The 12987-nt window shown below is 65.4% G+C and carries 17 protein-coding genes; 9 read left to right on the top strand and 8 right to left on the bottom strand.

Annotated features, from left to right (window positions below; all coding sequences use genetic code 11):
- Nucleotides 1-299: 299 nt before the first annotated feature.
- The 4 genes from AUC47_RS03795 to AUC47_RS03780 form a co-directional block, all read right to left on the bottom strand.
- Nucleotides 300-1145, bottom strand: a complete 846-nt coding sequence (locus AUC47_RS03795) for a F510_1955 family glycosylhydrolase (RefSeq protein ID WP_067120985.1) — start codon at nucleotides 1143-1145, stop codon at nucleotides 300-302.
- Nucleotides 1146-1288: 143 nt separating this feature from the next.
- A complete protein-coding gene (locus tag AUC47_RS03790) occupies nucleotides 1289-1885 on the bottom strand; it encodes a DUF305 domain-containing protein (RefSeq protein ID WP_067120987.1) in 597 nt (198 codons plus the stop codon).
- 85 nt (nucleotides 1886-1970) lie between these two features.
- Nucleotides 1971-2405: a DUF6153 family protein gene (locus AUC47_RS03785; protein WP_067121011.1), complete on the bottom strand. Its 435-nt coding sequence runs from the start codon at nucleotides 2403-2405 to the stop codon at nucleotides 1971-1973.
- Nucleotides 2406-2459: 54 nt separating this feature from the next.
- Nucleotides 2460-4388 carry a heavy metal translocating P-type ATPase gene (locus AUC47_RS03780; RefSeq protein ID WP_067121013.1) on the bottom strand — a complete coding sequence of 643 codons (1929 nt, stop codon included), beginning with the start codon at nucleotides 4386-4388 and terminating at the stop codon, nucleotides 2460-2462.
- A 39-nt stretch (nucleotides 4389-4427) separates the two neighbouring features.
- Between AUC47_RS03780 and AUC47_RS16840 the strand changes: the two genes are divergently transcribed.
- The gene (locus tag AUC47_RS16840) at nucleotides 4428-4631 is read left to right on the top strand and encodes a hypothetical protein (protein ID WP_218838205.1); all 204 of its coding nucleotides are present in this window, start codon (nucleotides 4428-4430) and stop codon (nucleotides 4629-4631) included.
- A 22-nt stretch (nucleotides 4632-4653) separates the two neighbouring features.
- Here the strand turns inward: AUC47_RS16840 and AUC47_RS03770 are convergent, their stop codons facing one another.
- The gene (locus AUC47_RS03770; protein ID WP_067120989.1) at nucleotides 4654-4977 is read right to left on the bottom strand and encodes a heavy-metal-associated domain-containing protein; all 324 of its coding nucleotides are present in this window, start codon (nucleotides 4975-4977) and stop codon (nucleotides 4654-4656) included.
- A gap of 30 nt (nucleotides 4978-5007) precedes the next feature.
- Nucleotides 5008-5289, bottom strand: a complete 282-nt coding sequence (locus tag AUC47_RS03765; protein WP_053095982.1) for a metal-sensitive transcriptional regulator — start codon at nucleotides 5287-5289, stop codon at nucleotides 5008-5010.
- Between the two features lie 215 nt (nucleotides 5290-5504).
- Here AUC47_RS03765 and AUC47_RS03760 point away from each other — a divergent pair, with 215 nt between their 5' ends.
- The 6 genes from AUC47_RS03760 to AUC47_RS03735 all read left to right on the top strand — a co-directional run bounded on the left by AUC47_RS03760 (nucleotide 5505) and on the right by AUC47_RS03735 (nucleotide 10162).
- Nucleotides 5505-5906: a hypothetical protein gene (locus AUC47_RS03760; protein WP_058631433.1), complete on the top strand. Its 402-nt coding sequence runs from the start codon at nucleotides 5505-5507 to the stop codon at nucleotides 5904-5906.
- Nucleotides 5903-6421: a DUF305 domain-containing protein gene (locus tag AUC47_RS03755; RefSeq protein WP_200838872.1), complete on the top strand. Its 519-nt coding sequence runs from the start codon at nucleotides 5903-5905 to the stop codon at nucleotides 6419-6421. The genes AUC47_RS03760 and AUC47_RS03755 overlap by 4 nt, the downstream gene beginning before the upstream one ends.
- Nucleotides 6422-6742: 321 nt before the next feature.
- Complete coding sequence (gene cmtR, locus AUC47_RS03750) at nucleotides 6743-7102, top strand: Cd(II)/Pb(II)-sensing metalloregulatory transcriptional regulator CmtR (protein WP_036275916.1); 360 nt, start codon at nucleotides 6743-6745, stop codon at nucleotides 7100-7102.
- A complete protein-coding gene (locus AUC47_RS03745; RefSeq protein WP_218838203.1) occupies nucleotides 7099-9024 on the top strand; it encodes a heavy metal translocating P-type ATPase in 1926 nt (641 codons plus the stop codon). Before cmtR ends, AUC47_RS03745 begins: the two co-directional genes overlap by 4 nt.
- Complete coding sequence (locus AUC47_RS03740; RefSeq protein WP_036275918.1) at nucleotides 9024-9632, top strand: cadmium resistance transporter; 609 nt, start codon at nucleotides 9024-9026, stop codon at nucleotides 9630-9632. The genes AUC47_RS03745 and AUC47_RS03740 overlap by 1 nt, the downstream gene beginning before the upstream one ends.
- Complete coding sequence (locus AUC47_RS03735; RefSeq protein ID WP_029264099.1) at nucleotides 9629-10162, top strand: signal peptidase II; 534 nt, start codon at nucleotides 9629-9631, stop codon at nucleotides 10160-10162. The genes AUC47_RS03740 and AUC47_RS03735 overlap by 4 nt, the downstream gene beginning before the upstream one ends.
- 228 nt (nucleotides 10163-10390) lie before the next feature.
- Here the strand turns inward: AUC47_RS03735 and AUC47_RS03730 are convergent, their stop codons facing one another.
- A complete protein-coding gene (locus tag AUC47_RS03730; RefSeq protein ID WP_029153956.1) occupies nucleotides 10391-10702 on the bottom strand; it encodes a hypothetical protein in 312 nt (103 codons plus the stop codon).
- A 459-nt stretch (nucleotides 10703-11161) separates the two neighbouring features.
- On the opposite strand from AUC47_RS03730, the gene AUC47_RS03725 reads away from it, so the two are divergent.
- Both AUC47_RS03725 and AUC47_RS03720 read left to right on the top strand, forming a co-directional pair.
- Entirely contained in the window at nucleotides 11162-11560 is a 399-nt protein-coding gene (locus AUC47_RS03725) for an ArsR/SmtB family transcription factor (protein WP_096713907.1), read from the top strand.
- A 2-nt stretch (nucleotides 11561-11562) separates the two neighbouring features.
- A complete protein-coding gene (locus AUC47_RS03720; RefSeq protein ID WP_096713906.1) occupies nucleotides 11563-12540 on the top strand; it encodes an SRPBCC family protein in 978 nt (325 codons plus the stop codon).
- 57 nt (nucleotides 12541-12597) lie between these two features.
- Here AUC47_RS03720 and AUC47_RS03715 read toward each other — a convergent pair whose 3' ends face one another.
- The gene (locus AUC47_RS03715) at nucleotides 12598-12987 is read right to left on the bottom strand and encodes a DoxX family protein (RefSeq protein WP_096713905.1); all 390 of its coding nucleotides are present in this window, start codon (nucleotides 12985-12987) and stop codon (nucleotides 12598-12600) included.

Below are 12987 nucleotides of genomic sequence, written 5' to 3'. Positions count from 1 at the left end.
GATGAGGAGATGAGTTGCGATCAGTGCGACGGCGGCCAGGAGAAGGAAGGCCCCGATACGTACGAGGCGATCGTGACGCCGCTGTGGGGACATGTGGCTGGTGCGCGTGGGAACGTGTGCTCGTGGACGGTGCCGAGCTGGGTGCAGGTGGCGGGTCATCTGAATATGGCTCCGATGAGGTAGAAGCTCGCAAGGGCGAGAAGCAGGGCGAGGACTGTGGCGCACGCGATGAAGGCGGATATGCGTCGGAAGGGATTGCGGCGGGGGACCATGGGTGGCCGTTCTGGTGGTGGCGTTCTCTACCGGGCGGGGGCGAGGATGGTTGTGTCGTCGGCTGTGATCTGGACGATGCCGCGGTCGTCGACAACGATGAAGCGTTCGTCATCGATCGCGGTGAAGGCCTGAGCGGCCCCTTGAAGCGCGTCGAGGCGTTGCCATGTTCCTTCGGTGTTCTGTGACCAGAGGGCGCCATCGGTTCCGACTCCTGCGAGCGAGCCATTGGGTTTGGCGTCGAGTGTGTAGAGCAGCGGGGCGTCGGCGACGGGGGTGAAGGTGGCGCCGTTGTCGGTGCTGAGGAGCAGTCCTTCTTCCGCGGCGGCGTAGAGACCGTCGCCGGTGGCGGCGAGGTCTGCCGCGGCAAGTGTTGCGCCGCGGGTCCATTCGAGACCGTCGTCAGTGCTGATGAGCAGATCGACGCCATCGGAGGCGATCCCGTAGAGAGTGCCGTCTGGTCCGGCGGTGAGGACATGGAAGTCCGTACTGCCAGTGAGGGCGATCGGTGACCACGATTCGCCGAAGTCGTCACTACGAATGACACCTAGGTTCGGGGAGCCGAGCTCTGCGGGTGTCTGTGTGCCCGGGTGACCGGATGCGAAGAGGGCGTCGTCGAGGACGGTGAAGCCCATCGCGTCGAAGTCGTGGCCTCCGATGGGGCCGGTGATCGCACCCTCGGGCGTGAGGGTGAAGAGTCCTCCGTGGGTGGCTATGAAGAGGTCCTCACCGCGGGGGTCAGCGGCAACACCGTGAATGTGTTGGATAACGGGGGGGACCGCGTTGGTGCCGGAGGCCTGCGGCACGGCGCAGCCGGTGAGGGCGACGGCTGCGAGAGCGATCGCGAAAGCGGGTAGGGGCGAGTGGCGGTTCATGAGACTCCGACGTGAAGAAATGCATGCAGGTGCGCGAGCGGTACGCGAATGAGAGTCGCGACATGGCACCAGCGCGGTGGCGTGGGTTACTGCGAGAAGGCCAGTTCGGGGGTGCGGGCGAGCGCCGCACCCCCGAAGGTAGATCAGAGTGTGTCGAGGAGGTCTTTCATCGTGGCGATCTCCGTGGTCTGCGCCTCGATGATCGTCTCGGCCAGAGCGATCGCGTCGCTGTTCTGGCCGTTGTCGACCTCTTCTTGGGCCATCTCGACGGCACCCTCGTGGTGCTGAATCATCTGCTCGAGGAACAGGCGGCTGGCGTCCGCACCGGTGGCGTCCTCGAGAGCCTGCATGTCCTCTTCGGACATCATGCCGCCGCCGTGATCCATTCCCTCCATGTCGGAAGTGTCAGCGCCCCACTCTTCGAGCCACTGGTCCATCTTCTGGATTTCGGGCTCCTGCGCGGCCTTGATCTCTTCCGCAAGGGCGACGACACGTTCGTCGACGCCCTCCTTGCTGAGAAGCATGTCGGACATGTCGATGGCCTGGGCGTGGTGCTCCTTCATCATGCTGGCGAACATGATGTCGGCGTCATTGGCGTCCGCGGAGGCCGGGGCGGAGCTGCTGCTTTCGTGGTTCATACCGGGCATGTCGCCGCCGCCCGAGGTGTTACCGGCGCAGCCGGCGAGTCCAAGCACTGCGGCGAGGGTGAGTGCGGCGGTCGCCGCAAAACGGGTCTTCATGATGGGTTCTCCAAAAGTCGATGAGGGTGCCCAGCGAGAGAGGCTGGGCAAGGGCGTTACCCGCAGAAGGCGGGCGCGCCTGCCATCACGTGCGACTGATGCAGAGAACGGTGAGAGACGGAGGCCGCAGCGGATGCAGCGCATCCCGGAGGTGTAGGCGGGACACGGGCGTTCCCAGGGAGTGCGCGACGGCTCGCCACCAGGCGGACGGCCGGGCGAGCAGCACGACGACAATGAGGAGCGCGAGAACGCAGGCCATCCACGCCATGCCGTGATCGTCAGAACACGTGGCGCACCCCGCCTCGACCACCGCTGCGGCGTCGCCTGAGGCGTGCGCGGGGTGAGCGTCGGCATGCGCGGGTGCGACGGCGATGGTCTCACTGTGCCCGGAGGGCATGGTGTGCGTGTTCATCGAGTGCATCGCCAGAAGCCCGAAGATCACGGAAAAGGCGACGGCGACGACGGTCAGGAGGGTGCGGGTGAGGGTGCGCTGGTCTTGCACGCGCCGTGCGATCGTCATCAACACTGTCCCACCTCCCTTTCTTCCAGGGTACGTCGCCGCCGCCCCTGACGCCTACTTGTCGACGACGGCGTCCGGGCTGAGGTTCAGCCGTCGCAGCAACTGCGCATTCAGCGCGACAACGATCGTGGACAGTGACATCAGCACCGCACCGACGGACATCGGCAACACGAATCCGACGGGGGCGAGCACACCGGCCGCGAGGGGGACGGAGAGCAGGTTGTACCCGGCGGCCCACCAGAGGTTCTGTTTCATCTTCCGGTAACTCGCCCGCGACAGCTCAATCACGGAGATCACCGATCGAGGGTCGTCGCTGGCGAGGATGACACCCGCTGAGGCAATCGCGACGTCCGTTCCGGCACCGATCGCAATCCCCACGTCCGCCTGGGCGAGGGCGGGGGCGTCGTTCACGCCGTCACCGACCATCGCGACCTTGCGGCCTTCGTGTTGCAGTTCTTTCACCTTGGAGGCCTTGTCCTCCGGCCGGACCCCGGCGAAGTACCGGTCGATACCCAGCTCGCCGGCGACGGACGCGGCGACCGCATCGGCGTCACCGGTGATCATCACCACCTGCACGCCCCGTTCGTGGAGCGCATCGACCGCGTGACGCGACTCGGACCGGATCTCATCCGCCAGGCGCAGCGCGCCCGTCACCTGACCGTCAACGAGCACGTGGAGGATGATCGCACCCTCACCGCGCCACTCGTCGGCAACCGGCAGCTCAACGGCGTGTTCTTGCTCGAGCATGTACGGGCCGCCGACCTGCACGACGTGTCCGTCGACACGGGCACGCACCCCCACGGCGGGGGAGGATTCAAAATCGGTCGATCGCGGAACGGTGAGGTTCTTCTCTTTCGCTGCGTTGACGATCGCACGGGCGAGGGGGTGCTCGGAGTCCGCTTCCGCGGCCGCCGCCCACGCGAGCAGCTGATCGGCGTCGGCCCCTGTGACGGGATCGATCGCGGTCACGGCGGGGGTGCCCTTGGTGAGCGTGCCGGTCTTGTCGAACAGGATCGTGTCGACGGTGCGCATGCTCTCCAGGGCGAGACGATCCTTGATCAGCACACCTCCACGGGCGGCGCGTTCGGTCGCTATCGACACGACCAGTGGGATCGCGAGACCCAGCGCGTGCGGGCAGGCGATGACCAGCACGGTGATGGTGCGGATCACGGCTGCCTCGGGCTGGCCGACGAGAGTCCACACAATCGCGGTGATCGCGGCAGCGCCGAGCGCGAACCAGAACAGCCACCCCGCTGCCTTATCCGCGAGTCGTTGCGCCCGCGACGATGAACTCTGCGCCTCCGTGACCAGTTTCTGGATGCCCGCGAGTGCGGTGTCTTCACCAATGGCGGTGATCTCTACCCGCACCCCGGAATCGGTGGCTACGGTTCCAGCGATTACCGGGTCACCATCGCTGCGGCGCACCGGCCGAGACTCTCCGGTGATCATCGACTCGTCCATGCTGGCCGAACCCTGCACGATCCGCCCATCCGCGGGGACCCGCCCGCCCGGACGCACCACCACCACGTCTCCGACCTGCAGATCAGCCGGTGCGACGGTGACAGTGGTGTCTCCGTCGACCTTCTCCGCCTCGTCGGGCAGCAATGCGGCGAGGGAATCCAACGCCGACGTCGTCTGGGCGAGGGAACGCATCTCGATCCAGTGGCCGAGCAGCATGATCACGATCAGCAGCGCCAGCTCCCACCAGAAATCCAGCTCGTGGTGCAGCAGCCCGATGCTCGCCCCCCAGGAGGCGAGGAACGCCACGGTGATCGCGAGGGCGATCAGCAGCATCATCCCCGGTTTGCGGGCACGAAGTTCACCGACCGCACCGGTCAGGAACGGGGCACCGCCCCACACGTACATCACCGTTCCGAGAGCCGGTGACACCCACGCGACCCACGCCGCGTCCGGCAGCGGGTACCCCAGGATCATCGAGAACATCGTCGAGAATCCGACCACCGGCACGGCGAGGAGCAGCATGATCCAGAACAGGCGCCGGAACTGCCCCACATGATCCCCGTGGCCGCCATGCCCGCCGTGACCGGCGTGATCTTCGTGGCCGCCGTGCCCGGTGTCTTCGTGCGGTGCAGCGTGATCGTGGCTCATCGCCCCATGGTCGTGCTCCGTCGTTACCGCCGCCGTGTGGTTGCGGTGCGCGGTGTGATCGGTGTGTTCGTCGTGCTGGCTCATCGGAGACTCCTTGCTCAGGTGCGCCCGGGGTAAGCCGGACGCCGAAAGATGCAACTCAGGGCTGGCTGGTCGCGAGAGCGTAGCCGGCCTCCTCCACCGCAGCCTTCACAGCGGCGGGGTCAACCGGGGCGGTGCTGCGGATGGTCACCCGGGAGGTGCCACCCGCGTTGAGATCCACGGTGACGGACTCGACACCGTCGACAGCGCCCAGCTCCTCACTGACGCTCGATGCGCAATGCGAGCATGTCATCCCGTCGACGAGCACCTCCGATGTGACCGCAGAATCGTCGTGGACGGCTGTCTCTGTGTTCGATGGGGCAGCGCAGCATGCGCAACCAGCGTTCGCATCCGTCAGTCTCAGCTCGATGCGATCAGTCATGGTGTTCTCCTTTACTAAACAGACGTGTGGTCATGAACGAACCAGGCGGGCGATGGCTTCGTTGGCCTCACGAACCTTCTCCGCTGCGAAGTCGCCACCCTCAGCACTTGCCTGAGCGACGCAGTGACTCAGATGATCGCTCAGCAACGACAACGCCACCGTCTCCAGGGCCTTCGTCGCCGCAGAGACCTGCGTAAGGATGTCGATGCAGTACTTGTCCTCATCAACCATCCGGGAGATCCCCCGCACCTGGCCTTCGACGCGATTCAACCGCTTGCGCAGGTCGTCCTTGCTTCCGTCGTACCCGTTCATGCCTCGAGCATACCCCCTGGGGGTATGTAACTCAATGTTTTCGCTTCTATTCCCGCTAGGCGAACGTGGTCGCCGACTCTGTTCAGCTCACAGGCTGATCTGCGCAGCGCGGCGGCTTATCAATACCGGGTTACCAGACCCCAGCGGGGTATTCAAGGGCCTCAGTGCGCGGGCGATGCGAGCGTACTTTCGTGGCTCACGAAAGGAGTTCTCTCATGACCGTCACCGAAGAAATGCTCAGCACGTATCCGAAAGATCTGGGCGGAATTGATCAGAAGAAGCTCGTCGACTGCATCGACGCGTGTCTCGCGTGCGCGCAAGCCTGCACCGCATGTGCCGACGCTTGCCTCAGCGAGGACATGGTTGCTGACCTAATCAAGTGCATTCGCGCGAACCAGGACTGTGCAGACCTTTGCATAACCACCGCCCGGATCCTCTCCCGTCGCACCGGGCACGACGCCAGCGTCACCCGTGCCGCGCTCGAAGCTTGCCGAGCGGCGTGCCTGAGCTGTGCTAACGAATGTGAACAGCACACCATGCACGAACACTGCACGATCTGCGCTGAGGCATGCCGACGCTGCGAACAGGCGTGCGTTGCACTGCTGGAGTCGCTATGACAAGCCAGCACGCCGACAACGGTTCACGCCCGCCGGCCGGCCACTCCCAGGGGAAGAATCAGGGCGGGATGTCGAGCTACCTTAAGCTCGCCGTCTCGCTATCGCTCAGCTTCGTTGTGATGTACTTCCTCACGTTTGCGATGATCAACGTCCTGGACGATCTCTTCCTCAACATCAGCAACCTCTACATGGCACTGATGATGGTCTTCCCCATGGGCATCATCATGGTCATCGTCATGTGGAAGATGTTCCCGAACAAGGCCGCGAACATCAGCTTGCTCGTAGGTTTCGCCGCGCTTTTCCTTGTCGCCTTCTTCATGGGACGCTCGGAAGCGTTCGTCGGTAACGACCAGTTCCTCCGTTCCATGATCCCGCATCACTCTCGAGCGATTCTGGTGTGTGAGCAATCAGACATCAGCGACCCGGAGATCCAAGATCTCTGTGAGCAGATCATCTCGTCACAGCAGGAAGAGATCGACCAGATGAATGAGATTCTCGACCGTCTCGACGATTAGTGGGGCGTCGGCACCACCCTTGCGACGAGTGGACCGGCTACCGCGCTCATGACGAGCGGACCGGATCACCGCCGTCGACAGGGTCCGGGTCGACCAGGCAACCTTACGCCTCAGCCTTACGCGAGAGCTGCCGAAAACGATCGTTTGCGGCGCGGTGAGTGAAGGCACACCAGATCGAATGCCAGAAACGTGCGCCGTAAGCGGGTTTCGGTAGGCGTATTCGGTGGGGTGTGAGCCGGATGTACTTACACCCAGGCCCCAGAGATGTCGCCTGGGGTGAAGCCGTTCCAATAGGTCATCAATCACTGTATAGTTCAGTGTGTGCTGACTATTTCCTCACGCCTCGATGTCATGAACCGGCTCGGCCGGGCCATGGCCGATCCCACGCGTTCCCGAATCCTAATGTCTCTGCTCGGTGGACCGAGCTACCCGGCTGTGCTCTCTCGTGAGCTGGAGCTGACGCGTTCGAACGTGTCGAACCATCTCACCTGCCTGCGTGACTGCGGGATTGTCGTTGCCGAGCCGGAGGGTCGCCAGACTCGTTACGAGATCGCCGACCCGCATCTTACGGCTGCGCTCGTCGCGCTCGTGGACGTGACGCTGGCGGTCGATGAGCACGCGCCGTGCGTGGACTCTGCGTGCACGGTGGCTGGCTGCTGTGGGACGGGGGCGGACGCGTGAGCGCGGCGTGTGGCTGCGAGCACGAGCCTGCCCAGCCTGCCACTGCGGCGGAGGATGAGACCGAAGAGGTTGTGCGGCCCTGGTGGAGGGACCGTGGGATTATGGTGCCGGTCTTCTCCGGTGTCGCATTCCTGGCCGGTCTGATCCTTGAATGGTCCGGCCTCGAGATCCCGGCGCTGGTGTTGTTCTGGGCCGGTCTGCTCCTCGGTGCGTCGACGTTCACGCCCGGCGCGATCCGGAAACTGTTCAAGGGCAAGCTCGGTATCGGGCTGCTGATGACGATCAGCGCGATCGGCGCGGTCATCCTCGGCTACGTGGAGGAGGCTGCGGCTCTGGCGTTCTTGTACTCGATTGCTGAGGCGCTCGAGGACAAGGCGATGGACCGTGCCCGGGGCGGGCTGAGGGCGCTGCTGAAGCTCGTGCCGGAGACAGCGACCGTGCTGCAGAACGGCGTCTCTGCGCAGGTGCCCGCGAGAGAGCTGACGGTCGGCCAGGTCATGGTGGTCCGTCCCGGCGAGCGGATCGCAACCGACGGGATCGTCCGTTCTGGCCGCTCCAGCCTGGACACCTCGGCGATCACCGGGGAGTCGATCCCCGTCGAGGTCGAGCCCGGCGATGCGGTGTCGGCCGGTGCGATCAACAGCGCCGGCGCGCTGGAGGTCGAAACGACCGCTGCGGGCACCGACAACTCGCTCACCACGATCGTGGAGCTGGTCGAGAAGGCGCAGACCGAGAAGGGCGAGCGTGCACGTCTCGCGGACAGGATCGCCCGCCCGCTCGTACCCGGCGTTCTGATCCTCGCAGCGCTCGTCGCGATCATCGGGTCGCTGCTGGGCGATCCAGAGGTGTGGATCACCCGCGCGCTTGTCGTGCTGGTCGCCGCTTCTCCGTGTGCGCTGGCGATCTCGGTGCCGCTGACGGTCGTCGCCGCGATCGGCGCAGCAAGCAAGTTCGGCGTGATCATCAAGTCCGGCGCCGTCTTCGAGCGCTTCGGCACGGTCCGCCACGTCGCGGTCGACAAGACCGGCACCCTCACCCGCAACGAACCTGCGGTCACCGCGGTGCTCACTGCGAACGGCGTGACCGAGACACAGGCGCTGGCCTGGGCGGCCGCACTGGAGCAGCACAGCACGCATCCCCTTGCCTCTGCGATCACCGCCGCGGCCCCGGGCACACCGGCAGCTGCAGATGTGACCGAGCAGGCCGGGCACGGCATCGACGGCACTGTCGGCGGATCGAGAATCACCGTCGGCAGTCCTCGCTGGCTGGACGCGGGCGACCTCGGGAAGCAGGTCGCGGAGTTGGAGGAGCAGGGCATGACCGTCGTGATCGTCCACCGCGATGGAACCCCCGTCGCCGCGATCGGCGTCCGCGACGAACTGCGCCCTGAAGTCCCCGAGGTAGTCCGGACGCTCACCAACCAAGGCGTCGGCGTGACGATGCTCACCGGAGACAACGCCCGCACCGCTCGTGCACTGGCCGCGCGGGCCGGGATCAGCAACGTGCGCGCGGAACTGCGTCCCGAGGATAAGGCAACCGCGATCGGCGAGCTGTCAAAGGCGGGGCCGGTCGCGATGATCGGCGACGGAATCAACGACGCACCGGCCCTCGCTGGCGCAGACATCGGTATCGCGATGGGCGCCACCGGCTCCGACGCGGCAATCGAATCCGCCGACGTGGCCTTCACCGGCCATGATCTGCGCCTCATCCCGCGAGCGTTCGATCACGCCCGCCGCGGTCGACGGATCATCAACCAGAACATCATCCTGTCGCTGCTGATCATCACTGCACTGCTCCCGCTCGCGCTCTTCGGCGTCCTGGGGCTCGCGGCCGTCGTCCTGGTCCACGAGGTCGCGGAGGTCATCGTGATCCTCAACGGTCTGCGCGCCGCACGCACCCGCACGCCACGACTGGAAAGCTGATGCTCGCAACTATCGGTTCAGCGATCGGCCTGTTCGCGGCAACCAACATCGACGACATTGTCGTGCTCACCGTGCTGTTCCTGGCTTCCAGTCGAGGGAAGCCCCGGCCGTGGCAGATCGTCGCGGGCCAGTATCTCGGGTTCATCACCCTCGTCGTGATCAGCGTGATCGCCGCTCTCGGTCTCACCATCGTTCCGGACGAATGGGTCGGTTTCCTGGGTCTGATCCCGCTCGGCATCGGCATCTGGACGCTCATTCGCGGCCTGCGCCGTAACAGCGATGACGATGATGACGACTCCAAGATCACCGCGGTCGGACTATGGGGCGTCGCAGGGATCACGATCGCCAACGGGGCCGACAACATCTCCCTCTACACGCCGATCTTCCGCACCAGCGCCCCCAGCGACGTCGCGATCATGATCGTCGTATTCCTGATCCTCGTCGCGGTCTGGTGCGCGGCCGGCCGGCTGATCGGCACCAACAAGGCTGTTACCGAGGGGCTGGAGCGCGTCGAGCACTGGCTCGTACCGGCCGTGTTCATCGGCCTGGGCCTGTTCATCCTGATCGAATCTGGGGTCATCGTCCGTCTGATCGAGGTGCTCGCATGACCTCCTCCCAGTCAGAGGCTCATCCGCCCGCTGCGCGCAAGCTGTCGTCGACCCGGCGGCGGCAGCTCACTGGTGGAGCGCTCTTGATCGCCGTGGTCGTCGTGCTGATCGATCAGGGAACCAAGGTGTGGGCCGAAGCGACCCTCACCGACCGTGAGCGCATCCCGCTGATCGGTGACCTGCTGGGTTTGCAGCTCGCCTATAACCCCGGAGCGGCATTCTCCTTCGGGGAAGGCTTCACCTGGGTGTTCGCGCTGCTCGCTGTCGCCGCCACGGTCACAGCGATCGTGTTCGCGTTCCGAGTGCAACGCGTGAGATGGGCGATCGTCATCGGCGCGCTCGGCGGCGCTTCCGCCTCACACGCAGGCGACCGCCTTTTCCGGGACCCCGGATTCGCCCGTGGTCACGTCGTGGACTTCCTCGCCTACGGAAACTGGTTCATCGGCAACATCGCCGACATCGTAATCTTCGCCGCAGCGATCACCGGAGCAGTTTTCATGATCCGCGCCGGGGATGAGAGCACCGAGTGAGATCCGTTGTGCGGTGGTGGGACACCCATCAACTCGCCCTCTACATCGGCGCGATCGCCGTGGGCAGCCGTTGAGTGAGTTCACGCTTAGGCAGGCGGGCGGTCGCGATGTAGGCGCAGAGCCACCCACCAGCCGCATCGTCGACAGATGAAAGCGCGATCGTCTCCGAGTGCGTGCAGCTTCTTGCGTGGCAGATGTCGCCCGCAGCACGTGCACGCAACGTCCTCGTCAGTCGCCATGAGCGGAGAGCGCCTCTCGAATCTGTTCAACCGTTGGCATCCCGGCCAGCCCAGCAGGGGTGCTGTAAATACGGCAGGCGAGGTCATTGCTTCGCCCCGACCCCGGAAAGAGATCGTTTCCATCCAGGGTGATCGTGGGGGAGCCCGCGAACGAGACTGCGCCCGCGTCCTCCTCCGTCCGGATGAGTCGGTAGTGAACCTCCGATTCGTCGTGGCCTGTTTCTCGTAGCGCCTCAGAAACACGACGGCCAGCCTCAACCCAGCTGGGGCAACCGGCGATATAAAGCAGCTCAATCTCCACGACTCAATCATCCTCGACTTCGCTGTTGATGTCGTGCCCGGGCTACCACCGAAAACGATCGTTTGCGGCCGGGCACCCGTGGTGGTGCTGGGGAAGTGCGACACGCCGAGCGTCGCCCCGCCGTAACCCCCTGCCGAAACGTTAGGGCGCCGAAACGGGTGGTGTATGGGTTTCGGCGCAGGTTCTGCCGACCGCCAACCATCCGTATTCGGGGTCTGGATGTGCGCGCGTTTTGACCGTCGTCCTGCATGAGTCGGCCTGACGATCTGACTTTCCTCGCGACCGCAGCTGGCTTCATTGCCACTCCGAAGGGAGGCGGCCCCCAGCACTCTGCTTTAGATCGGACTCAGTCCGGCTCAGCCTCGGGTAGTCCGATGTAAAGCATCTAGTCCGATCTAAAGCCGCAAGTCACAGACCGCCTCTTGACACCCGCTTCCGCCGGGTCTAACGTACAACCAAATGGTTGCACAACGAGAACTGAGCGAAGCGGAGGTCGACCGTGTGTTCCACGCATTGGCGACGTCGACCCGACGCGACATCCTGCGTCGGACGATCGAGCGGGAGCAGTCCGTCTCGACCCTCGCCTCCGAATACGAGATGTCGTTCGCCGCGGTGCAGAAGCACGTGTCCGTGCTCGAAGCGGCGAATCTCATCGTCAAGCGCGCCGAGGGACGCGAGCGGCTCGTCCGCGCGAACCCCGAGATGATCGCCCGCGCCAGGGCGCTCCTCGCCCGATACGAAGAGCTGTGGCGGTCGCGCATCGCCCGACTCGACGACCTGCTGGCCGAGCCTTCGCGCCCGACCGCATCCGACGCCACCGACACCAGCAGCACCTCACGAACCGAAGAAGGAGACTGATCATGCCTGTCACCGACATCACCACGGATGCCGACACCCTCACCATGACCGTCGTCGCGGACTTCGCGGCCCCGATCGAGCGGGTCTGGAGCGCGTACAGCGATCCGCGCCAGCTCGAGCGCTTCTGGGGCCCTCCCGGATGGCCGGCGACGTTCACCGCCTGGGACCACACGGTCGGCGGACGCGCGAACTACACGATGAACGGCCCGCGCGGCGAGACATCCTCGGGCTCCTGGGAGTTCCTGTCGATCGACGAGCCGCGCGGTTTCGAGGTGCTCGACTCGTTCGCGGATGCCGACGGCACGCCGCTCGACGGCTTTCCCGCGCAGCGCATGTCGTTCGCGTTCGAGTCCATCGCCGAGGGCACCCGCATGGTCACGACGAGCCACTTCGACTCCGTCGAGGCGCTCGAGCAGGTCGTCGAGATGGGTCAGGTCGAGGGCATCCGCATGGCGATGAGCCAGCTCGACGCGGTGCTGCAGGATCTCCGCGACTACGCGCAGGGCAAGGGGACTGTCGTCGACATCCTCGACGACACGCACGTGCGCATCACTCGGCTCGTGAACGGACCCCGCGAGCTCGTGTGGCGGGCGCACAACGATCCCGAGCTCATGAAGAAGTGGCTGCTCGGACCCGACGGGTGGGAGATGACCGAGTGCGTCGTCGCGACGGAGGTCGGCCAGAAGTACCGGAACTCGTGGGCTCCGGTCGGCGACACCGAGGGCGAGCCGTTCGGCTTCGAGGGCGAGGCGCTCGTGATCGACGCCCCGCGCCGGTCGGTGCAGACGGAGCGGATGATCGGGATGCCGGTCGAGACGCTGAACGACCTCAACCTCTACGAAGAGGACGGCGCGACCCTCATCACGCTCTTCATCGAGTACCCCGACAAGGAGACGCGCGACATGATCCTCGCCACCGGCATGGCCGACGGCATGGAGGCGTCGTACGACCGACTGGAGCGGGAGCTGCTCACGGTCTGAGCTCGCCTCGCCGCAGTCGCACCGCCCGGCTCTCGCGAGCCGGGCGGTGCGACGGTGTCAGCGCCGTGGCTCGCGCGTCGACCAGAGCGCGAGCAGCACGAGAACCGGCTGGAAGAAGAGACGCGCGAACCGCTTGATCTCGGTGTCGAGGCCGAAGCCGTCGCGGTGGTGCATCCACTGGGCGACGTTGCCGGGAAAGACGGCGATGAAGAACAGCGCCGCGATCACGCCGACCAGTCGCCGCTGTCCGTGGGCGAACAGTAGCGCGGTGCCGAGTCCGATCTCGACGACGCCCGAGGCGAGCACGGTCGTGTCCGGATCGAGCGGCAGTGACTCCGGCACCTGCGCCTGGAACTCGTCCCGCGCGAACGTCAGGTGCGAGACGCCCGCGAAGACGAGCGAGGATCCGAGGAAGAGGCGGCCGATCGTGCGCGCAGATGTCGACAT

It is taken from the genome of Microbacterium sp. SZ1 (assembly GCF_002362255.1).
Classification (GTDB): Bacteria; Actinomycetota; Actinomycetes; order Actinomycetales; family Microbacteriaceae; genus Microbacterium.
The sequence above is the reverse complement of the archived record's forward strand: the minus strand, read 5'-3'. Positions and strand labels throughout refer to the sequence as shown.